The 19896-nt window shown below is 60.6% G+C and carries 19 protein-coding genes, 1 tRNA gene and 1 pseudogene; 16 read left to right on the top strand and 5 right to left on the bottom strand.

Going from position 1 to position 19896, the window contains the following annotated elements:
• Window positions 1-55 precede the first annotated feature (55 nt).
• From AC07VO_RS27095 to AC07VO_RS27050, 10 genes are all read left to right on the top strand, one after another.
• Window positions 56-1078, top strand: coding sequence for an NAD(P)H-dependent glycerol-3-phosphate dehydrogenase (locus tag AC07VO_RS27095; RefSeq protein ID WP_018926281.1), 1023 nt, complete (start codon window positions 56-58; stop codon window positions 1076-1078).
• Between the two features lie 35 nt (window positions 1079-1113).
• Window positions 1114-1464: a DUF4389 domain-containing protein gene (locus AC07VO_RS27090; protein WP_018926280.1), complete on the top strand. Its 351-nt coding sequence runs from the start codon at window positions 1114-1116 to the stop codon at window positions 1462-1464.
• Complete coding sequence (gene sixA, locus AC07VO_RS27085) at window positions 1461-1913, top strand: phosphohistidine phosphatase SixA (RefSeq protein WP_018926279.1); 453 nt, start codon at window positions 1461-1463, stop codon at window positions 1911-1913. Before AC07VO_RS27090 ends, sixA begins: the two co-directional genes overlap by 4 nt.
• Before the next feature lie 100 nt (window positions 1914-2013).
• Entirely contained in the window at window positions 2014-3681 is a 1668-nt protein-coding gene (locus AC07VO_RS27080) for an AMP-binding protein (protein WP_495007686.1), read from the top strand.
• A gap of 32 nt (window positions 3682-3713) precedes the next feature.
• Window positions 3714-4157 (top strand): hotdog fold thioesterase, encoded by a 444-nt coding sequence (locus tag AC07VO_RS27075; RefSeq protein ID WP_019581216.1) that lies wholly within the window; start codon window positions 3714-3716, stop codon window positions 4155-4157.
• Window positions 4158-4313: 156 nt separating this feature from the next.
• Window positions 4314-5120 carry an alpha/beta fold hydrolase gene (locus AC07VO_RS27070; protein ID WP_064616524.1) on the top strand — a complete coding sequence of 269 codons (807 nt, stop codon included), beginning with the start codon at window positions 4314-4316 and terminating at the stop codon, window positions 5118-5120.
• Window positions 5117-5971: an alpha/beta hydrolase gene (locus AC07VO_RS27065; protein WP_436275167.1), complete on the top strand. Its 855-nt coding sequence runs from the start codon at window positions 5117-5119 to the stop codon at window positions 5969-5971. Before AC07VO_RS27070 ends, AC07VO_RS27065 begins: the two co-directional genes overlap by 4 nt.
• 50 nt (window positions 5972-6021) lie before the next feature.
• Window positions 6022-6681, top strand: coding sequence for a glutathione S-transferase family protein (locus tag AC07VO_RS27060; protein WP_018926274.1), 660 nt, complete (start codon window positions 6022-6024; stop codon window positions 6679-6681).
• A gap of 8 nt (window positions 6682-6689) precedes the next feature.
• Window positions 6690-7496: a DUF4892 domain-containing protein gene (locus AC07VO_RS27055; RefSeq protein ID WP_495007685.1), complete on the top strand. Its 807-nt coding sequence runs from the start codon at window positions 6690-6692 to the stop codon at window positions 7494-7496.
• Window positions 7497-7565: 69 nt separating this feature from the next.
• Window positions 7566-8621: an AI-2E family transporter gene (locus AC07VO_RS27050; RefSeq protein WP_018926272.1), complete on the top strand. Its 1056-nt coding sequence runs from the start codon at window positions 7566-7568 to the stop codon at window positions 8619-8621.
• Window positions 8622-8659: 38 nt separating this feature from the next.
• Here the strand turns inward: AC07VO_RS27050 and xopAW are convergent, their stop codons facing one another.
• The 3 genes from xopAW to AC07VO_RS27035 form a co-directional block, all read right to left on the bottom strand.
• Window positions 8660-9511, bottom strand: coding sequence for a XopAW family type III secretion system calcium-binding effector (gene xopAW, locus AC07VO_RS27045; RefSeq protein ID WP_064616533.1), 852 nt, complete (start codon window positions 9509-9511; stop codon window positions 8660-8662).
• A 142-nt stretch (window positions 9512-9653) separates the two neighbouring features.
• Window positions 9654-10706, bottom strand: a complete 1053-nt coding sequence (locus AC07VO_RS27040; protein WP_018926270.1) for a sensor histidine kinase — start codon at window positions 10704-10706, stop codon at window positions 9654-9656.
• Entirely contained in the window at window positions 10706-11464 is a 759-nt protein-coding gene (locus AC07VO_RS27035; protein WP_019581208.1) for a response regulator, read from the bottom strand. Before AC07VO_RS27035 ends, AC07VO_RS27040 begins: the two co-directional genes overlap by 1 nt.
• 292 nt (window positions 11465-11756) lie before the next feature.
• On the opposite strand from AC07VO_RS27035, the gene pyrF reads away from it, so the two are divergent.
• On the top strand, window positions 11757-12455 hold the full coding sequence (gene pyrF / locus AC07VO_RS27030) for an orotidine-5'-phosphate decarboxylase (protein ID WP_167331181.1): 699 nt from the start codon (window positions 11757-11759) through the stop codon (window positions 12453-12455).
• Between the two features lie 72 nt (window positions 12456-12527).
• Here the strand turns inward: pyrF and AC07VO_RS27025 are convergent, their stop codons facing one another.
• Window positions 12528-13532: an NADP-dependent oxidoreductase gene (locus AC07VO_RS27025; protein WP_018926267.1), complete on the bottom strand. Its 1005-nt coding sequence runs from the start codon at window positions 13530-13532 to the stop codon at window positions 12528-12530.
• Between the two features lie 235 nt (window positions 13533-13767).
• Between AC07VO_RS27025 and AC07VO_RS27020 the strand changes: the two genes are divergently transcribed.
• The 4 genes and pseudogenes from AC07VO_RS27020 (at window position 13768) to AC07VO_RS27005 (ending at window position 18557) form a co-directional block, all read left to right on the top strand.
• The gene (locus AC07VO_RS27020) at window positions 13768-14529 is read left to right on the top strand and encodes an SDR family oxidoreductase (RefSeq protein ID WP_495007684.1); all 762 of its coding nucleotides are present in this window, start codon (window positions 13768-13770) and stop codon (window positions 14527-14529) included.
• Window positions 14530-14829: 300 nt separating this feature from the next.
• Window positions 14830-16206 carry an aminotransferase-like domain-containing protein gene (locus tag AC07VO_RS27015; protein WP_111455156.1) on the top strand — a complete coding sequence of 459 codons (1377 nt, stop codon included), beginning with the start codon at window positions 14830-14832 and terminating at the stop codon, window positions 16204-16206.
• A 386-nt stretch (window positions 16207-16592) separates the two neighbouring features.
• Window positions 16593-17696: pseudogene (locus tag AC07VO_RS27010) on the top strand (HAMP domain-containing protein); the annotation flags it as partial.
• On the top strand, window positions 17676-18557 hold the full coding sequence (locus AC07VO_RS27005) for a methyl-accepting chemotaxis protein (protein ID WP_371861333.1): 882 nt from the start codon (window positions 17676-17678) through the stop codon (window positions 18555-18557). The pseudogene AC07VO_RS27010 and the gene AC07VO_RS27005, both read left to right, overlap by 21 nt.
• Window positions 18558-18668: 111 nt before the next feature.
• On the opposite strand, the gene AC07VO_RS27000 is transcribed toward AC07VO_RS27005, so the two are convergent.
• Window positions 18669-19427, bottom strand: a complete 759-nt coding sequence (locus tag AC07VO_RS27000; RefSeq protein WP_064616541.1) for a hypothetical protein — start codon at window positions 19425-19427, stop codon at window positions 18669-18671.
• Between the two features lie 394 nt (window positions 19428-19821).
• On the opposite strand from AC07VO_RS27000, the gene AC07VO_RS26995 reads away from it, so the two are divergent.
• Window positions 19822-19894: transfer RNA gene (locus tag AC07VO_RS26995), tRNA-Glu, on the top strand.
• Window positions 19895-19896: the final 2 nt, after the last annotated feature.

The raw sequence follows: 19896 nt of genomic DNA, 5'->3' as shown, positions 1-19896 counted from the left end.
TGGGCCGCTCCGTATAATGCGGGCATCGCCACTGGTATGGATTAACGGATTGCATATGACTGAACAGCGCCCAATTGCGGTCCTGGGAGGCGGAAGTTTTGGTACCGCCGTGGCTAATCTGCTGGCCGAGAACGGGCATCAGGTGCGGCTGTGGATGCGTGACCCCGAGCAGGCCGAGGCCATTCGGGTCAATCGCGAGAACCCGCGTTACCTCAAAGGCATCAAGATTCTTCCGGCGGTGGAGGCAGTCACAGACCTGCAAGCCACGCTGGAAGCCTGCGACCTGTGCTTCGTCGCGTTGCCCTCCAGCGCGCTGCGCTCGGTGCTGGCGCCTTACGCTCAGCTTTTGAGCGGCAAAATGCTGGTGAGCCTGACCAAAGGCATCGAAGCCCATACGTTCAAGCTGATGAGCCAGATTCTTGAAGACATCGCCCCGCAAGCGCGCATCGGCGTGCTGTCGGGACCGAACCTGGCCCGTGAAATCGCCGAACACGCGCTGACCGCCACGGTGGTCGCCAGCGAAGACGAAGACCTTTGCCAGCAGGTTCAGGCCGCGCTGCATGGCCGGACCTTTCGCGTATACGCCAGCGCCGACCGCTTTGGCGTGGAGCTGGGCGGGGCGCTGAAAAACGTTTACGCCATCATCGCCGGCATGGCAGTGGCGTTGGGCATGGGCGAAAACACCAAGAGCATGCTGATTACCCGGGCACTGGCGGAAATGACCCGCTTCGCGGTCAGTCAGGGTGCCAACCCGATGACGTTCCTGGGGCTGGCGGGCGTCGGCGATTTGATCGTCACTTGCTCATCGCCGAAAAGCCGCAATTATCAGGTCGGGTTTGCCCTCGGCCAGGGCTTGAGCCTGGAGGACGCGGTGACGCGTCTGGGCGAAGTGGCCGAAGGCGTGAATACCCTCAAGGTGCTCAAGGCCAAGGCTCAGGAAGTAGGTGTATATATGCCGCTGGTCGCCGGATTGCACGCGATTCTGTTCGAAGGGCGCACGCTTGATCAGGTGATCGGGTTGTTGATGCGTGGCGAACCGAAAACCGACGTGGACTTTATTTCCCCCAGTGGTTTCTAAGCACTTAACCGATACGAGCAGGGAGCGAGACAGACATGAACGATCCGAAAGTAGAAGAAGGCAAGTACGAATCCATCCTGCTGCGGGTGCTGTGGATGATTGTCTATGTGCTGGTCTGGCAAGTGGCGCAATTGATCCTCGGCGCGGTGGTGCTGGTGCAGCTGATCTATCGTTTGATATATGGCGCACCGAGCGCCAGCCTGATGAATTTCGGCGACAGCCTGAGCCAGTTTCTGGCGCAGATCGGTCGTTTCGGCAGCTTTCACAGCGACCAGAAGCCCTGGCCGTTCGCCGACTGGCCAGCGCCGCGTACACCGGAAGGTGAAGCCCCGCACGTTGTGGCGCCGGCGCCGCATCCGGCCCGAGATGAGGAACCGAAACTATGAAACTCTGGGTATTGCGTCATGGTGAAGCCGAACCTCACGGTACCCGTCCGGACTCCGAGCGGGCCCTGACCGATAAGGGGCGCAAAGAGGTGAAGCGCATCGCGGCCAAATTGAAGGGCAAACACCTGACTGCCATTTATGCCAGCCCTTACCTGCGAGCGCAGGAGACCGCAATGCTGGTGCGTAAGGAGCTGGGTTTTGCACCGGAGATTCGCACCGTCGAATGGCTGACGCCCGACAATAATCCGCAAGCAGTGGCGGAGCAGTTGGTTTCCGTGGATCACGCACTGCTGGTCAGCCACAACCCGCTGGTCGGTAACCTGCTGGGCTATTTGCAGCATGGTCACGTGCAAGACCCGGAGCGGGTCGGCACCGCCGGACTGGCGGAGCTTGAGGGCGACGAACTGCTGGTCGGGGCGATGAAGCTCAACGGCATCAAAACCCCGTAACCGGCTCCCACAGGACGCTGATTTTTGTGTGAAATAGTCAACCAAGCACTTGCTTGGTTGACTACGCTTGCTCCAGACCAGAAATATGGGAGCAAGTCGCATGTCTGCTGCTTTTCGTTTGCCACTGGACGTCTTCTACGAGCGCGAAGCCCGTCATCCACGCCAGCGCTTTCTGGTTCAGCCGACAGGGGGTGGCCAGGTCGAGACGCTGACCTGGGCCGACGTCGGTCATCAGGCGCGCTGTGCCGCCCACTGGCTGCGGGCTCGTGAATTGCCGCAAGGCAGCCACATCGCATTGATCTCGAAAAACTGTGCCCACTGGATCATCGCCGACCTGGCGATCTGGATGGCCGGGCATGTCTCGGTGCCGCTGTACCCCAATCTGACCGCCGAATCCGTGGCGCAGGTGCTTGATCATTCTGAAGCTGCACTGGCGTTCATCGGCAAGCTGGATGACTGGCCGGGCATGTCCATCGGGATTAGGCCTGACCTGCCGACCATCAGCCTGCCGCTGTGCCCGGTGGGCACTTTCAATTTCAGCTGGGCCGACCTGCAACGCAGCTCACCGATTCAGGACGACCCCAAACCCGCCGCCGATCAACTGGCGACCATCATTTACACCTCTGGCACCACGGGCCAGCCCAAAGGCGTGATGCACAGTTTCGGCACGCTGGGATTTGCCACCACCCATGGCACCCGGTTGTTTAGCCTGAATGAGTCGGATCGCCTGCTGTCCTACCTGCCGCTGTGCCATGTCGCCGAGCGGATGTTCGTCGAGCTGGCAGCGATCTACACCGGGCAAACGGTGTTTTTCGCCGAGAGTCTCGACACCTTCCTCACCGATTTGCAGCGTGCCCGACCGACCGCGCTGTTCGGCGTGCCACGCATCTGGACCAAATTCCAGATGGGCGTGTACGGCAAGATCCCGGCAAAACGCCTCGACTTCCTGCTCGGCCTGCCTTTCATCGGCAAACGGGTAGGGCACAAAGTCCTCGCCGGGCTGGGGCTGGACGCTTTGCGCATCGCCTTGTCCGGCGCGGCGCCAGTGCCGCAGACCTTGTTGAACTGGTATCGAAAACTGGGGCTGGACGTGCTGGAGGTGTACGGCATGACCGAAAGCTGCGGTTACTCCCACATCGGCCTGCCCGGCCAAAACAACCCCGGCTGGATCGGCAAGCCATGCCCGGAAGTCGAAGTACGGGTTGAGCCATCAGGTGAAGTGCTGGTGCGCAGCGGCGCGACCATGCTCGGCTATTTCAAGGAGCCTTTGAAAACCGCCGAATCCCTCACCGAGGACGGCTTCCTGCGCACCGGTGACAAGGGCGAGGAAGACGCCGAGGGCAACCTGCGCCTGACCGGGCGCCTGAAGGAAATCTTCAAGACCAGCAAAGGCAAATACGTGGCCCCGGCGCCGATCGAGAATCGTCTGGCGGTGCATTCGCGGATCGAACAAGTGTGCGTGGTCGGCGATGGCTTGAGCGCGCCACTGGGGTTGTGCGTGTTGTCGGCGGTCGGTCAGCAGGACGCCAGCGGGACGGCGAGGGCGGGTTTGCATTCAAGCCTGGAACAACTGCTGGAGGAGGTCAACGGCGTCCTCGACCGGCATGAACGCTTGCATCGGCTGGTGGTGGTCAAGGACAGTTGGGCGGTGGAAAACGGCTTCCTGACACCGACCCTGAAGATCAAGCGCAACATGATCGAAGCGGTTTACGGTGCGCGCTTCGAAGAATGGAGCGCGCGCAGCGAGGCGGTGCTGTGGCAGGATTGAGTCACGAACAACACCAACAAAGGAACGCAACGATGACTCTGTGGCGCACCACTCCCAACATCGAGCAGTTGAACGCTATCCAGAAAAACACCATCGGCGAAGTGCTGGATATTCGCTTTGAAGCCTTCGATGACGAGTCCCTGACCGCGAGCATGGTCATCGACCACCGTACGCACCAGCCTTATGGCTTGCTGCACGGCGGCGCTTCGGTGGTGCTGGCCGAAACCGTTGGCTCGATGGCCAGTTTCCTGTGCATCGACGCCAGCAAGTTTTATTGTGTGGGCCTGGAAATCAACGCCAACCATTTGCGCGGTCTGCGCAGCGGGCGGGTGACGGCGGTGGCCAAGGCGATTCACATCGGGCGCACCACCCATGTCTGGGATATTCGCTTGACCAGTGATGAGGGCAAGGCCAGTTGTGTGTCGCGCCTGACCATGGCGGTGGTGCCGTTGGGGGAGAAACCGCCGGCGCGATGAGTTTCGACATGTTCTGTGTAGCAAGGCGAGGGGCATTCTTGCTCCCCCGCCATAGCCCTGACCCGACTGTCATCATTCCTGTCAGTTACGGTCATTGCTGTGGGACGCCGTCTTACGGACAATCAACGTCTGTTTTTCGCACATGGATCTGCCGGTATGTCGCAACAGATATTTTTCGCCCACGCCAATGGCTTTCCTTCGGGGACCTACAGCAAGTTGTTCGCGGCGCTGGCGCCCGAGTACCAGGTGGCGCATCTGGAGCAGCACGCCCATGACCCGCGTTTTCCGGCGGACGACAACTGGAGCAATCTGGTGGATGAGCTGATTCATCACCTCCAGCAGCAGCCGGAGCCGGTCTGGGGCGTCGGCCACTCTTTCGGCGGCGTGCTGCACCTGCACGCCGCGTTGCGTTGCCCTGAGTTGTATCGCGGCGTGGTCATGCTCGATTCACCGGTGCTGACCCGCACCGATCAATGGGTGATCCGTGCCGCCAAACGCTTCGGTTTCATCGATCGCCTGACCCCGGCCGGTCGCACGTTGGGACGACGGGAAGAGTTCGCCGATCTGGAAGCGGCCCGCCTGTATTTCGCCGGTAAAACCCTGTTTCGTGGCTTCGACCCGGAATGCTTCGAAGCCTATCTTCAACATGGTTTGCAAAAGGTCGGCGACAAGCTGCGCCTGCGTTTCGACCCAGCCACGGAAATCAGCATCTACCGCGGCGTACCGCACACCAGCCCTGGCCGCGCGCGACAGTTGAAAGTGCCGCTGGCAGTAGTTCGCGGGCACAAGAGCCGCGTGGTGATGCGTCATCACGCCCGATCCGTCGGGCGCATGCCGCTGGGCGAGTCCTTGACCCTGCCCGGTGGCCACATGTTTCCCCTCGAACGTCCACAAGACACGGCCACGCTGCTGAAGAATCTGTTCAGTCGCTGGGACAGTCGCCGCCAACAGGATTGCGCATGAGCAGCGTTGTTGAAGAAGTTCGCCTGAGCCTGCCGCATATCGAGTTGGCGGCGCACCTGTTCGGTCCCGAGGACGGTTTGCCGGTGATTGCCTTGCATGGCTGGCTGGATAACGCCAACAGCTTTGCCCGGTTGGCGCCGAAGCTCAACGGCTTGCGCATCATCGCGCTGGACATGGCCGGGCACGGTCACTCGGGACATCGGCCGAACGGCGCCGGTTATGCGCTGTGGGACTACGCCCACGACGTGCTGCAAGTGGCCGAGCAGTTGGGATGGAAACGTTTTGCGCTGCTGGGGCATTCCCTGGGGGCGATCGTCTCGCTGGTGCTGGCCGGGTCGTTGCCGGAGCGGGTGACTCACCTGGCGTTGATCGACGGCATCATTCCTCCTACAGACAAAGGCGAAAACGCCGCCGAGCGCATGGGCATGGCACTGCAAGCGCAGCTGGACCTGCGGGAAAAACGCAAACCGGTCTACAACACCCTCGACCGGGCCATCGAAGCGCGCATGAAAGGCTTGGTGGCGGTCAGTCGCGAAGCTGCTGAACTGCTGGCCCAGCGCGGCTTGATGCCGGTGCCGGGCGGTTATACCTGGCGCACCGACAACCGCCTGACGCTACCGTCGCCGCTGCGTCTGACCACTGAGCAGGCGATGGCTTTCGTCCAGCGCATCAGTTGTCCTGCACACCTGGTGGTCGCGGCTGACGGCATGCTCGCCAAACATCCCGAGTTGCTGGAACGTCTACCCTTTAGCCATGAACAGTTGCCTGGCGGCCATCACTTGCACCTCAATGACGAACCCGGTGCCGGTCTTGTCGCAGACTGTTTCAATCGGTTCTTCGCCGTTCCTTGACTTGCGTCGGGCAACTGTCGAGGCTGGGCGGGTTGAAATGGGAGACAACCATGATAGATCTGTACACCGCAGCGACCCCGAATGGCCACAAGGTCTCTATCGTGCTCGAGGAACTCGGCCTGCCCTACACGGTGCATGCCTTGAGTTTCGACAAAAAGGAACAGAAGTCCGAGGAGTTCCTCAAGATCAACCCCAATGGCCGGATTCCGGCGATTGTCGACCGCGCCAATGGCGATTTCGCCGTGTTCGAGTCCGGCGCGATTCTGATTTACCTCGCCGAGATGACCGGCAAACTGCTGCCACAGGATCCGAAAGGGCGCTCGGTGGTGTTGCAGTGGCTGATGTTCCAGATGGGCGGCATCGGCCCGATGCAGGGCCAGGCCAACGTATTTTTCCGCTACTTCCCGGAAAAGCTCCAGGGCGCCATCGATCGCTATCAACATGAAACCCGACGCTTGTATGAAGTGCTAGACACGCGTCTGCAAACCGTGGAATTCCTGGCGGGCGAGTACAGCATCGCCGATATCGCGACCTTTCCGTGGGTCCGTGGCCATGACTGGTCCGGTGTCTCGGTGGACGGCTTGCCTGCCTTGCAACGCTGGCTGGCCGCCATGGAAGCACGCCCTGCGGTGCAGCGTGGTTTGCGGGTGCCGGAGCGCATCGATGATGCCAGTGTCATCAAGGGTGCCCAGGCCATGTTGATCCGATGAACCTATCCATGCGTTCACTCACTCTGCTGGCGCTGTGCAGTTTCAGTCCCTGGTTATTGGCCGCTGACATTCCTGGCAGTCAGGACCTGCCTATCGTGCCGCGCATAACCGATGCGCAGATCGTCGACTATCGCCCGACGGTAGAACTCGAGCGGATTTACCCGCTGGGTTCGATCCGCAAGATCAGCGGCCAATTGCGTTTCGACGGCCAGGTCACCGCTCGCGGTCAAACCACCTCGGTCACCTACGAATTGCCACCGGAGCATTCCTCCACCGATGCCTTCACCGCCGCCCGCGAAGCCTTGCAAAAGCAGGGCGCCGAGCTGTTGTTCTGGTGTCAGGCCCGGGATTGTGGGGAAAGCAGCCTGTGGGCCAATGAAGTCTTCGGTAACGCCAAGCTCTATGGCGCCGATAATCAGCAGGCTTATTTGCTGCTGCGTCTGGCGGCCCCCCAAGAAAACACCCTGGTGGCGCTTTACAGCATCACTCGCGGTAATCGCAGGGCTTATCTGCACGTCGAACAGTTCGATGCCTCGGCGCCGTTGGGTGATTTGCTGCCGACGTCCCCGACGTTGCTGCGCCAGCTCAAAAGCACCGGGAAACTCGATTTCCCCAAACTCGACGGCGACCCTGACGACACCTGGCTGCGTTTGATTTCCCGAGGCCTGAACCTGGACACCACACTGCGAGTCAGCGTTTCCGGGCCCAGTGCCGAAGCCTGGCGCCAGGCGTTGATCGGCCAGGGCGTGCGCACGGCGCGGATGGAAACCGGCAGCGTCGAAGGCTCTGGCCTGCACTTCGAACTGTTGCGATAAGCTTCATTTGGCGAATGCGTTCTGCGCATTCGCCAATTCTTTGCGGACTGACTTTTTTCGGGATCTTACATGGTCAATAACGATCGGCTGTTGGTGCAGATCCTGCTGCTGGTGCTGTTTGGCGCGAGTTTATGGGTAATGGCGCCGTTCTGGTCGGCGCTGTTCTGGGGGGCGGTGCTGGCGTTTGCCAGTTGGCCGTTGATGCGTCTGTTGACCCGTTGGCTCAATGGTCGTGAATCCCTGGCGGCGCTGTTACTGACGCTTGGCTGGATGCTGCTGGTGGCGGTGCCGCTGGTGTGGCTGGGGTTCAACCTGGCGGATCACGTGCGCGATGCCACGGCGTTCATCAAGGATGTGCAGGTCGATGGTCTGCCTGAAGCGCCGGCCTGGGTTGGCGGTATTCCTTTGGTCGGCGAGCGGCTGGTGGGGATCTGGAACAGCATCGATCAGCAAGGTGCGGCGATGATGCTGGCGATCAAGCCCTATCTGGGTCAGGTCGGTAACTGGTTGCTGGCACGCAGTGCGCAGATTGGCGGCGGGATCCTCGAGTTGACGCTGAGTATCGTGTTTGTGTTCTTTTTCTACCGGGACGGGCCGCGTTTGGCGGTGTTTGTCCATGGGTTGCTGGAGCGGCTGATTGGCGACCGCGCCGGGTATTACATCGAACTGGTGGCGGGCACCGTGCAACGGGTGGTCAACGGGGTGATCGGCACAGCGGCGGCGCAGGCGGTGCTGGCGTTGATCGGCTTCCTGATTGCCGGCGTGCCTGGGGCGCTGGTGCTGGGGATCGTGACGTTCTTGCTGAGCCTGATTCCGATGGGGCCGCCGTTGGTGTGGATTCCGGCCACGGCGTGGCTGGCCTGGAAGGGTGAGTACGGAATGGCGGTGTTCCTCGGGATCTGGGGCACGTTCATTATCAGCGGGGTCGACAACGTGCTTAAGCCGTACCTGATCAGCCGGGGCGGGAATTTGCCGTTGGTGATTGTGCTGCTCGGGGTGTTTGGCGGGTTGATTGCGTTCGGGTTTATCGGCCTGTTCATCGGCCCGACGTTGTTGGCAGTGGCTTACAGCCTGTTGACCGATTGGAGCAAGAGCCAGGCTCGGGTTGAAGATCGCCGGCCCTAAGTTTTTTGTTGGGTCTTAGGGCCGCGAAGTTTTTTGACTCAGGTCGCCACGTTCAGGTGTTTGCCTACGGTCGCCACGTTGTCGAGCGAATACTGCTTGCTCAGGTTGGCGATCATTTTGTTCAGGGCTTCGGTCACGTTGAACTGATGGGTGGAACTGTCGGAGTTCTGCTCGCGGCCGGCTTGCAGGACGGCTTTCAGTTCATCGTTGCTGACGCCACCGCTGCTGTCGCTATCGAGTACTTTGAGCAACGCGGCGCTGGTGTCGGTGGCGGTCGATGAAGTGCTGTCGCTCGCCTGCAACGCGCTGCTCAGTTCCGTGGCCGTGACACTGCCATCGCTGTCGGTATCGAGTTGGCTGAACAGCTCTTCGCTGGACATCTGCTGAGGTGGCGGTGGCGGCGGGGTCAGGCTGGCGGCGAGTTCGTCCTGGCTGACGGTGCCGTCTTCATTCTTGTCCAGGGCCGAGAAGATTTTCGAGCTGTCGGCCGTGCTGCCGGCACTGGTCAGGCCATTGCTCAGCTCATCGCTGTTGATGGCGCCGTCGCCGTCTTTGTCCAAAGCGCTGATCAGCGCATCGGCCAGCTCGGTGTTCGGTGCCTGATCGTGCGGCGGTGGCGTCGGAGGGGCCATCGCGGCCATCTCTTCGCTGCTCAGGCTGCCGCTTTTGTCGCTGTCCAGATCGCTGAAGTTCTTGCTCAGGCTGACCAGCAGACCATCGTCGTTTTTCTGCGACAGGGCGCTCTTGAGCTCATCCTGATCCACCGCACCGTCGCTGTTGTTGTCGAGTTTGGCGAGCAGTTCTTTCTGGAATTGCTGGCTACGGGCGCTGTTGGTGGCGGTACTGCTGGTGCTGGTATAGCTCGTGTAGCTGCTGACACTACCGATCATTGTGCTCACTCCTTGGAATGGGAAACCGGTGGGTGCACCGGCTTATGCAGCCTCAAGGGGCAAGTTGTCGTGGGTATGTGGGATTTGTACCGATGGGTACACACAACTTATCCAGTCAGACCCGGATCCTGTGGATGCGGGCTTAGACGCGGGGCAGGCGGATGACGGCGGTCAGACCACCGCCGGGCGTTTCTTCCAGGCTCAACTGCCCGCCCAAACGCTCCGCGGCTTCCCGGGCGATGGTCATGCCCAGGCCGACGCCGCCGGAGTTGCGATTACGCGAACCTTCCAGGCGAAAGAACGGTTCAAACACCGCTTCACGTTTTTCCGCCGCGATACCCGGGCCATGGTCAATGACCCGGATTACCAGTTGTTCGCGACTGTCCTCAAGCGTGATCAGCGCGTCCCCGGCATAACGCAAGGCGTTGTCCAGCAGGTTGTTGATGCACGAGCGCAAAGCCATCGGTTGAACCTGCAGCGGGGCACAATGGCCGCGGGCCTGGACGTCGGCGCCCTGGTCCTGGGCGTTTTCACTCAGGGACTCCACCAGCGCTTGCACGTCCATCCATTGTGGCGCCTCGCTGGTGCGCTGCTCGTGCAGGTAGGTGAGGGTGGAATCGAGCATGCCGATCATGTCGTCCAGGTCCTGACGCATCTGGCCTTGCAGCTTCTCATCGTCGATCTGTTCCAGCCGCAGCTTGAGTCGCGACAGCGGTGTGCGCAGGTCATGGGACACCGCGCCGAGCATGCGCGAACGTTGCTGCATTTGTTCAAGAATGCGTTTCTGCATCAGGTTGAAAGTGTGCGCCGCTTGCCGCGCCTCCCGTGGGCCGGACTCATCCAGCGGCGGACTGTCGAGATTTTCACTCAGGCGCTCGGCGGCGTCGCTCAGGCGCTGAATCGGGCGGGTCAATAGCTTGGCGCCGTACCAGGCGGCGATGATCAGCGAGACAAACTGAAAGGTCAGTGGCACCAGCGGCCCGCCGAACCATGGCCGCGGTGGTCGATTGCCGAAACGCGGGTCCATTGGTGGGGGAGGGCCGTCGAAGCGCTCGGAAAAACCCGGTGGCGGTGGGGGAGGCGGGGGCGGCCCGTAATGTTTGAACCATAAAAAAGCTAACAAGTGCGCCAGTACGATCGCCACCAACAGCACGCCGAACAGGCGGCCGAACAGCGTATCGAAGCGCGCACGCATCAGCTGATGTCTCGTGCGTCGAACAGATAACCCTCACCGCGAACGGTCTTGATCAACTGCGGGGCTTTCGGGTCGTCGCCCAGTTTCTGGCGCAGGCGCGACACCAACAGATCGATGCTGCGATCAAACGCTTCGATCGAGCGACCGCGCGCCGCGTCCAGCAGTTGTTCGCGGCTGAGCACCCGGCGCGGCCGTTCGATGAACACCCAAAGCAAACGGAATTCGGCGTTGGACAGCGGCACCACCAGGCCATCGGCGGCGATCAACTGGCGCAACACGCTGTTCAATCGCCAGTTGTCGAAGCGAATATTCGCACGCTGTTCAGTACGGTCGTCGCGCACCCGACGCAGAATGGTCTGAATCCGCGCAACCAGTTCCCGCGGCTCGAACGGCTTGGCCATGTAGTCGTCGGCGCCCAGCTCCAGGCCGATGATCCGGTCGGTGGGTTCGCAGCGGGCGGTGAGCATCAGAATCGGGATGTCCGATTCGGCGCGCAGCCAGCGGCACAGCGACAAACCATCTTCACCCGGCAACATCAGATCGAGCACCACCACATCGAAATGCTCGGCTTGCAGCGCCTGACGCATGGCGGCGCCGTCAGAGACGCCGCTGGCGTGGATATTGAAACGGGCCAGGTAGTCGATCATCAGTTCGCGGATCGGAACGTCATCGTCGACGATCAGGGCGCGAATGCTCCAGCGTTTGTCATCGGCCGGCGCTTTTTGATCGTCGTTCAGAGGTGCTGGGGAGTTGTGCATGCGTGCGTTCATCTGCCAGGTAGGCTGCCAACCACAAAGATAGGCTGCGAGGTTGTGGCTTCAGCATAGGCGTCCGGCCGTGAGGCGGGAAGTGCTGTAGGGCTTGTTGCGGCTGACGAGGGTAGCGTTGAAGGGTGTTGTGGGCGTGTCGTGTGTGTATCGGGGTCGACACAATTGCCGCAGCAGCTAGTCTTGCCTGAGCCGCGACGACGAATTACCGATCATCGGGTCCCGCAGCGGCGCTGGTTCCGCTACAATGCGCGCCGATTTCGACTTGCCTGAGAGCCCACTCATGTCCGCCTGCCAGACGCCTATCATCGTCGCCCTGGATTTCCCCACCCGTGACGCCGCACTGAAGCTGGCCGATCAACTGGACCCGAAACTGTGCCGGGTCAAAGTCGGTAAAGAACTGTTTACCAGTTGCGCTTCGGAAATCGTCGGCACCTTGCGCGACAAGGGTTTCGAAGTGTTCCTGGACCTCAAGTTCCACGACATTCCGAACACCACCGCCATGGCCGTCAAGGCGGCTGCGGAAATGGGCGTATGGATGGTCAATGTGCACTGCTCCGGCGGCCTGCGCATGATGGCCGCCTGCCGCGAAGTGCTCGATCAGCGCAGCGGCCCGAAACCGCTGTTGATCGGCGTGACCGTGCTGACCAGCATGGAGCGTGAGGATCTGGCGGGTATTGGCCTGGACATCGAGCCGCAGGAGCAGGTGCTGCGCCTGGCCGCGCTGGCGGAAAAGGCCGGGATGGACGGTCTGGTCTGCTCGGCCCAGGAAGCCCAGGCCTTGAAAGCCGCCCACCCGTCGTTGCAACTGGTGACGCCGGGGATTCGTCCGGCGGGCAGTGCCCTGGACGATCAGCGCCGCATCCTGACGCCGCGTCAGGCGCTGGATGCCGGTTCCGATTACCTGGTGATCGGCCGTCCGATCAGCCAGGCGGCGGATCCGGCCAAGGCGTTGGCGGCGGTCGTCGCAGAAATCGCTTAAGCGCCGATTCGCGGGCAAGCCTCGCTCCTGTAGGAGCGAGCGGTGCGGCGATCCGACTTGCCCGCGAAGCTTTTATACCTTCAACACCAACTTCCCGAAATTCTCGCCGCTGAACAACTTCATCAGCGTCTCCGGGAATGTTTCCAGTCCCTCCACGATGTCTTCCTTGCTCTTGAGCTGCCCCTTGGCCATCCAGCCGGCCATTTCCTGCCCGGCAGCGGCGAACTGTGCGGCGTAATCCATCACCACGAAGCCTTCCATCCGCGCGCGGTTGACCAGCAACGCCAGGTAGTTGGCCGGGCCTTTGACTGCTTCCTTGTTGTTGTACTGGCTGATGGCACCGCAAATCACCACCCGTGCTTTCATGTTAAGGCGGCTCAGCACGGCGTCGAGAATATCGCCGCCGACGTTATCGAAATACACGTCGACGCCTTTCGGGCATTCACGCTTGAGGCCGGCGATCACGTCTTCGTTCTTGTAATCGATGGCACCGTCAAAACCCAGCTCATCGATCAGGAACTTGCACTTGTCCGCGCCGCCGGCGATGCCGACCACCCGGCAACCTTTGATCTTGGCGATTTGCCCGGCGATGCTGCCCACCGCACCGGCCGCGCCCGACAACACCACGGTGTCGCCGGCTTTCGGCGCGCCGACATCGAGCAGGGCGAAGTAGGCGGTCATTCCGGTCATGCCCAGCGCGGATAAATAACGCGGCAGCGGCGCCAGTTTCGGATCGACCTTGTAGAAACCTCGCGGCTCGCCAAGGAAGTAATCCTGCACACCCAAGGCACCGTTGACGTAGTCCCCCACGGCAAAGCCCGGATTGTTCGAGGCGATGACTTTGCCTACGCCCAATGCACGCATCACTTCACCAATGCCGACCGGAGGGATGTAGGACTTGCCCTCGTTCATCCAGCCACGCATGGCCGGGTCCAGGGACAGGTATTCGTTCTTGACCAGGATCTGACCTGCCGCAGGCTCACCGACTGGTACTTCTTGATAGGTGAACGTCTCGCGGGTAGCTGGCCCCACGGGACGTTTGGCGAGCAGGAACTGGCGATTGGTCTGGGTAGTCATGACAGGCACTCAAGATGAATGAAGCCTTGTTGATAGACCTTCATGGACGATGCTGCAAGGTTGGCTGACACGGCGAATGCACATCGATCCAGTGCAGTGATAGTCAGGGCGGCAGTTCCATCACTGCCACTCATGGGCGCCCAACCGGCCTTCTGATAGTGCTGCCGTGTCACAAGGCGCTGTGGCTAACTGAAAACACGTGACTCCCCACATTCTTCTCTTCGAGGACATAACAATGAGCATGACGTTTTCCGGCCAGGTCGCCGTTGTGACGGGCGCGGCCAATGGGATTGGCCGCGCAACCGCTTTGGCGTTCGCCGCCGAAGGGTTGAAAGTGGTGGTGGCCGATCTGGACGTGACCGGTGGTGAAGGCACTGTGGCGCTGATTCGCGCTGCCGGCGGTGACGCGACCTTCGTGCGCTGCAATGTCACTGTGGAAAGCGATGTAAAAAATCTGATGGACGAGGTCGTGAATGCCTACGGCCGTCTCGACTATGCCTTCAACAATGCCGGCATCGAAATCGAGAAAGGCAAACTGGCCGAGGGCACGCTCGATGAGTTCGACGCGATCATGGGCGTCAACGTCAAAGGCGTCTGGCTGTGCATGAAGTACCAGTTGCCATTGCTGCTGGCCCAGGGCGGCGGCGCGATCGTCAATACCGCTTCGGTCGCCGGCCTGGGGGCTGCGCCGAAGATGAGCATCTACGCCGCCTCCAAACATGCGGTGATCGGCCTGACCAAATCGGCGGCCATCGAATACGCCAAGAAAAAGATTCGCGTGAATGCGGTGTGCCCGGCGGTGATCGACACCGACATGTTCCGTCGGGCCTATGAAGCGGACCCGAAGAAGGGCGAGTTCGCCAATGCCATGCACCCGGTCGGACGTATCGGCAAGGTCGAGGAGATTGCCAGCGCGGTGCTGTACCTGTGCAGCGACGGCGCGGCGTTCACCACCGGTCATTCGCTGGCGGTGGATGGTGGGGTTACGGCGTTTTAATCAGGCGTTTCGATATACCTGCTTTTGTGGCGAGGGAGCTTGCTCACGCTGGGCTGCGTAGCGGCCCCAAAAATCTGACAACCATTGCCGGTTTTTGTGAGTGCTACGCACTCAAGCGGGAGCAAGCTCCCTCGCCACAGGTTTCTCAGCATTACGCACACTGCCATCGGTTCCGTGAAAACACCGGGCATTGTGTTTCAAATGGTTAGAACCGACGGTTTTGGCGGTTTTGTCGCACATCTTGTCGAGCGCTCCTGTGATTAACTGTTTTCCGCAAAACAGACAGGAGTTTGCTTGCTCATGGAGTTGAGAATCGATCGACAGGCATTGGTGCCGGTCGTGCAGCAAATCGTCGACGCGATGGCCGACTGGCTCCATCGTGGCGAGGTGTCGCCGGGGACACGTTTGCCTTCCGTGCGGCAAATCGCGCGGATCAATCTGCTCAGCCAATCCAGTGTTGTCGAGGCCTGTGAACGGTTAGTGGCCCAAGGTGTGCTGGCCACGCGTAGCGGGGCGGGTTTCTTTGTCGCGGCAACGGCGCTTGCCGCTCACGGGCAACGGGATTTTTCCTGGTTCGAGGGGGTTGAGCAGCAGAGTGGCGTCGCGGGCGATCTGAAGCTGGGTTGCGGCGGATTACCCGAAAGCTGGCGCGAGACTGACGACCTGAGCTATGCCATACGCCAGGTCAGCCGCACCGATATGGCCGGTTTGTTCAACTACAGCACACCGCTGGGCCTGCTTGCCCTGCGCCAACAGATCCTCAAACGACTGAAGCAGCTGGATATCGCGGTGGATGAAAGTCGAATCCTCACCACGGCGGGTGCCAGTCATGGGCTCGACCTGATCGTGCGCACGTTGTTCAAACCGGGCGATTGCGTGGTGGTGGAGAACCCCGGTTATTCGATGCTGTTCGATTTGCTCAGGCTGCACGGGGTCAGCATGATCGAAGTCCCACGAACGCCTCACGGACCCGACACCGAAGCACTCCAGGCACTGTTGCTGAAATACAAACCCCGTGGCTTGTTCATCAACAGCTTTTATCACAACCCCACCGGCAGCAGTTTGACCTTGGGCGTGGCTCGGCAGGTAATGCAGCTGGCCAGAAAGCATGGCGTACTGGTGATCGAAGACGACGTCTATGCGGATTTGTACCGCGGTCCCGGGACGCGTCTTGCGGCACTGGGTATCGATGACAACGTGATCTACGTCGGCAGCTACTCCAAAACCCTCAGCAGTTCGTTGCGGGTCGGCTTTGTCGTGGCGGGTGCCGACGTCATTGCGCGACTGGCCGAGGTCAAGATGATCAGCAGCATGGGTGCTTCACGGTTCAGCGAATCGGTGCTGGCTTCTTTGTTGGCCAGTGGTGCCTATCGCAAATTGGTGCAGCGTCAGCGCCAGCGTTTAAGCACCGACAGGGACGCGGCCTTGCAGGTGCTTGAAGACGCGGAATGGGAGGTTTTCGGCAAACCCGCAGGTGGCCTGTTCATCTGGGCGCGATCGCGCAAGGCCGACGCCGTTCAGGTGCAGGTTCAGGCGCGACGCTTCGGCATCCGTCTGTCATGCGCAACGGCATTCAGCCCCACCGGCGAGGCTCATGACTGGCAGCGCATCAACGTTGCCTATGCCTGTGATCCTCGTGCTCGGGCATTTTTTCAGGCTACCGCCAGGGTCTGTTGACGTTTGGTGGCGAGCCGCGTTGCGATGCCAACGTGCGCGAGGCAAGGCGCGGGATGCCGCCAATGGTTGTTCCCTTGGCAAATCCCGCAACGCAGCCTCGCGCACGTTGGCGCGCAACCCGAAGGGACGGAGCCAACGTTGCGCAGGGCTGCGTTGCTCGGAACTTATTTGGAACAACCAAACCACGTTCCTCGCGCCTTGCCCTGCGCAACGTTGGCATCCGTCGCGGTCGTCACCAAACGTCAACAGACCCTGAGGATCGACCTCAAGCGTTCTGAAAACGACGCTGGCGTAGCTTTTGGCCATTATTCAGACGCCAGAGACTTGTGTTGGCACAAGCCCGTTGCGAATCTGCATCCACAGACAATGGCAGGGGACTAAGCGCAATGATTTCGGCCGTGCAAGGACGTTTTGCCAACCTCGGTATGGCGAAAAAACTGGGTGTCGGGTTTGTACTGGTGCTGCTGTTGACAGCCCTGGTGGCGGCCATTGGCGTATGGTCCCTGCAAACCATCAGTCATCGCTTCGACGGGCTCAAGCAGATGTCGTCGCTCAACAGCGGTTTGCTCAAGGTGCGTCTGCTTGAGCAGGACTACGTCTTGCGCGGCGACCCGAAAACCGTGGAAGCCTTGCACGCGGGGGTGGACGCGTTGATCGCGCTGGCGACCGAGCTCAAGGCTCAGTCCGCAGCCAACGTGCCGGTCATGAATGACGTCGAACAGTCTCTGGGGGCTTATCGCAAGGCCTTTGACGAGTTCGTCTCGCTGAGTCAGGCCAAGGACCTGGCGCTGGAAATGGCCAGTTGGTCGGTGTCCAGTGTGGCCAATAACCTGGATGTGCTGCAGTCCGGGCTTAGCGATGATGGCGCCTATGCCTTGAAGGAGTCCGAGGGCAAGGACGGTGCGCAATTCATCGAGCAGGCGAATCAGGTCAGCCAGGTCTCGCGACTGATGTTGCAGGCCATGAACGAAGCGCACGTACGCCTGGATCAGAGCCGCAAGGGCGACGACAGTGCCGGGCAGGGCAAGATCGAGCAAGCCGACCAGGCGCTGGCCCAGGCCGAACAGTTGAAAGCTACCGTAAAGGATGAGGGTTACCAGACGGTCCTCAATGAAGTGTCGGGTCATATCGGCAGTTTCACTGAAAAACTCGCCGAGTACACCGGGTTGTTGGCGCAGGAAAAGACCGTCTCCGAGCAACTCCACCAGCGCGCCGCGCAAGTGGTGGAGCGGGTGGATCAGGCCTACGTTGCCGAAGACCGGTCGATGCAGGCAGAGCTGAAAAAGAACTCGCTGTTGATCATCGGCTCCTCGGCACTGGCCTTGCTGGTCGGGCTGATTGCCGCGTGGGTGATTACCCGGTTGATCGTCGCACCGCTGCGCAGCGTGATCCGTGTCGCCCAGCAGATCGCCGCGGGCGATTTGAGCGCGACGATTGAGGTGACCCGCCGTGACGAGATCGGCCAGTTGATGCAAGCCATGCAGCAAATGGGCGCGGGGCTCAGCAGCATTGTCAGTGGTTTGCAGGCCGGTATCGAACAGCTGGCAAGCTCTGCGCAATCGCTGTCGGCGGTGACCGAGCAGACCAACCTTGAAGTCAGCAGCCAGAAAGAAGAAACCGAGCAGGTCGCCACTGCGATGAACCAGATGACCGCCACGGTGCACGATGTGGCACGTAATGCGGAGGAGGCCGCCCAGGCGGCGCAGACTGCCGATGGCAAGGTCGAAAGCGGTCAGCAGGTGGTGCGTCAGAGCATGGCGCGAATTGAGCAACTGGCGGACTCGGCCACCTCGGCCAGCTCCAGCATCGAAAGCCTCAGTGCAGAAATCCAGAACATCGGCACGGTGCTCAGCGTGATCAAAAGCGTTGCCGAGCAGACCAACCTGTTGGCGCTCAATGCGGCCATCGAGGCGGCGCGTGCCGGCGAGCAGGGCCGGGGCTTTGCAGTGGTGGCCGATGAGGTTCGGGCGCTGGCCAGGCGAACCCAGCAATCGACCGAGGAAATCGAACGCCTGGTCAGTGCCTTGCGCTCGGCGGCGCAATCGTCGGTGCAGCAGATTCAGAGCAGTGGCGAGTTGGTGAAGCTGGCGGTGAGCGATGCGTTGCAGACCGAAAGTGCATTGGGGAGTATTGCGGCGGCGGTGTCGCTGATTCAGCAGATGAACCAGCAGATTGCAGCGGCTGCGGAGGAGCAGAGCTCGGTGGCCGAGGAGATCAATCGCAGTGTCACGAGCATTCGCGCCAGTGCGGATCAGTCTTCATTGGCGATGCAGGGCAATGCGGCGTCGAGTATTGAACTGGCGCAGTTGGGGAGTGAGTTGAGGGGGATGGTGGGGCATTTCAAGCTGTAGCAGCTGCCGAAGGCTCGGGCTGCGTCCGGATAATCTATTGATTCTGGTGGCCATCAATCCCAACGCAAAAAAAAAGCCACCTGACCCGGTGGCTTTTCAGCATTTGCATGATCAGTCGTAGATCACTTTCTTCTTCCAGTCGGCATCAGCCTCGACGTCTTTGAGCCCTTCAGTCAGTTGGTTCACTTCGCCTTCAACCGGGGCGATCTTGTCCATGACCTGGTCGTTGGCGCGGGCCAGGAGTTTTTCCAGGTACTCGAGTTGTTCGCTGTATACCTGGGGCTCCGGCTGTTTGCGCAGGTATTGCACGCCGCGTTCGAAGGCCAGTCGGGCCTGACCTGGCTGGTTCTGTTGCAGGGAATGCTGACCAAGGTTGTTGAAGAACTCGATGTGCAGCAGGACCAGGATGTGGCGGACCTCGCGGATCCAGTGCTTGGCTTCGTTGGTCGGCAGGTAGCCGTCCTGTGCGGCACGGGTGATCTGGCCATGCAGGGCTTCGAGCAGGAAGCGCACGTCTTTGGCCTTGGCTTCGGTCTGGATCGGTGCCGGCGGGTTGTTGACCGGGATCGATTCGCCTTGGGCAACCAAGGCACTCAGCTCGGTAATCCGTGGCTTGAGCGTGGGGCTGGTTTTTTCCAGGTTGAGCAGGCGCTGGCAGACGTTCAGTTCCAGACGGGTCAATAGCAACTTGAGCGCGGGTGTCATGAACTGACCGGGAAAGGTCTCGGTGATTTCGCCGCAGCGACGCAGGCGGTCGTTGAGTTCAACCTTGGTGCGGGCTTTTTCCAGCTTATTGTTTTCCACCACATGGTTCATGTAGCCAATGGCGATCAATAGTGCGATCCCGGCTACGACTAGCAGGGTGATCATGAGTGGTGTCACCGGTAAGACCTCTTTATGGGGTTCGCGTTCGAGTCGAGTGTAGTTGGCTTGGCATATGGGCGCATAGGGTTGCTCGACGAGTGAATCGGCTATAGCTCTTCTTATATCGGCCGCAATGCCGCTTCTATAAGTAAATAGCGTGCGAGGTGCACATTGCCATCATCTCGGCATGGACTATAGCGTCTTGGTGGATGCCAGAATATAGGCGCCAAAGGTCAGGCGACACAAAAGCCTGAATCGCTGCCAAAAGCAGGGCGAAGTCATTGATTTAAATAAATTTATATCTGGGGGTTGACGACCCCTCAATCCATCCATAGAATGCGCGCCACTTACAGCGTAAAGCACACAGCGAAACGCGGTAGGGAGTGAATGTTGTACGTGTGTCCCCTTCGTCTAGTGGCCTAGGACACCGCCCTTTCACGGCGGTAACAGGGGTTCGAGTCCCCTAGGGGACGCC

It is taken from the genome of Pseudomonas sp. GW821-FHT03E01 (assembly GCF_059420765.1).
The sequence above is the reverse complement of the archived record's forward strand: the minus strand, read 5'-3'. Positions and strand labels throughout refer to the sequence as shown.

Coding starts and splice junctions, on each gene's coding strand:
- AC07VO_RS27035 (WP_019581208.1), bottom strand. CDS start 11,464: ATGCACAACTCCCCAGCACCTCTGAACGACGATCAAAAAGCGCCGGCC.
- AC07VO_RS27080 (WP_495007686.1), top strand. CDS start 2,014: ATGTCTGCTGCTTTTCGTTTGCCACTGGACGTCTTCTACGAGCGCGAA.
- pyrF (WP_167331181.1), top strand. CDS start 11,757: ATGTCCGCCTGCCAGACGCCTATCATCGTCGCCCTGGATTTCCCCACC.
- AC07VO_RS27015 (WP_111455156.1), top strand. CDS start 14,830: ATGGAGTTGAGAATCGATCGACAGGCATTGGTGCCGGTCGTGCAGCAA.
- AC07VO_RS27020 (WP_495007684.1), top strand. CDS start 13,768: ATGAGCATGACGTTTTCCGGCCAGGTCGCCGTTGTGACGGGCGCGGCC.
- sixA (WP_018926279.1), top strand. CDS start 1,461: ATGAAACTCTGGGTATTGCGTCATGGTGAAGCCGAACCTCACGGTACC.
- AC07VO_RS27025 (WP_018926267.1), bottom strand. CDS start 13,532: ATGACTACCCAGACCAATCGCCAGTTCCTGCTCGCCAAACGTCCCGTG.
- AC07VO_RS27005 (WP_371861333.1), top strand. CDS start 17,676: ATGCAAGCCATGCAGCAAATGGGCGCGGGGCTCAGCAGCATTGTCAGT.
- AC07VO_RS27090 (WP_018926280.1), top strand. CDS start 1,114: ATGAACGATCCGAAAGTAGAAGAAGGCAAGTACGAATCCATCCTGCTG.
- AC07VO_RS27060 (WP_018926274.1), top strand. CDS start 6,022: ATGATAGATCTGTACACCGCAGCGACCCCGAATGGCCACAAGGTCTCT.
- AC07VO_RS27050 (WP_018926272.1), top strand. CDS start 7,566: ATGGTCAATAACGATCGGCTGTTGGTGCAGATCCTGCTGCTGGTGCTG.
- AC07VO_RS27000 (WP_064616541.1), bottom strand. CDS start 19,427: ATGATCACCCTGCTAGTCGTAGCCGGGATCGCACTATTGATCGCCATT.
- AC07VO_RS27055 (WP_495007685.1), top strand. CDS start 6,690: ATGCGTTCACTCACTCTGCTGGCGCTGTGCAGTTTCAGTCCCTGGTTA.
- AC07VO_RS27065 (WP_436275167.1), top strand. CDS start 5,117: ATGAGCAGCGTTGTTGAAGAAGTTCGCCTGAGCCTGCCGCATATCGAG.
- AC07VO_RS27070 (WP_064616524.1), top strand. CDS start 4,314: ATGTCGCAACAGATATTTTTCGCCCACGCCAATGGCTTTCCTTCGGGG.
- AC07VO_RS27040 (WP_018926270.1), bottom strand. CDS start 10,706: ATGCGTGCGCGCTTCGATACGCTGTTCGGCCGCCTGTTCGGCGTGCTG.
- AC07VO_RS27075 (WP_019581216.1), top strand. CDS start 3,714: ATGACTCTGTGGCGCACCACTCCCAACATCGAGCAGTTGAACGCTATC.
- AC07VO_RS27095 (WP_018926281.1), top strand. CDS start 56: ATGACTGAACAGCGCCCAATTGCGGTCCTGGGAGGCGGAAGTTTTGGT.
- xopAW (WP_064616533.1), bottom strand. CDS start 9,511: ATGATCGGTAGTGTCAGCAGCTACACGAGCTATACCAGCACCAGCAGT.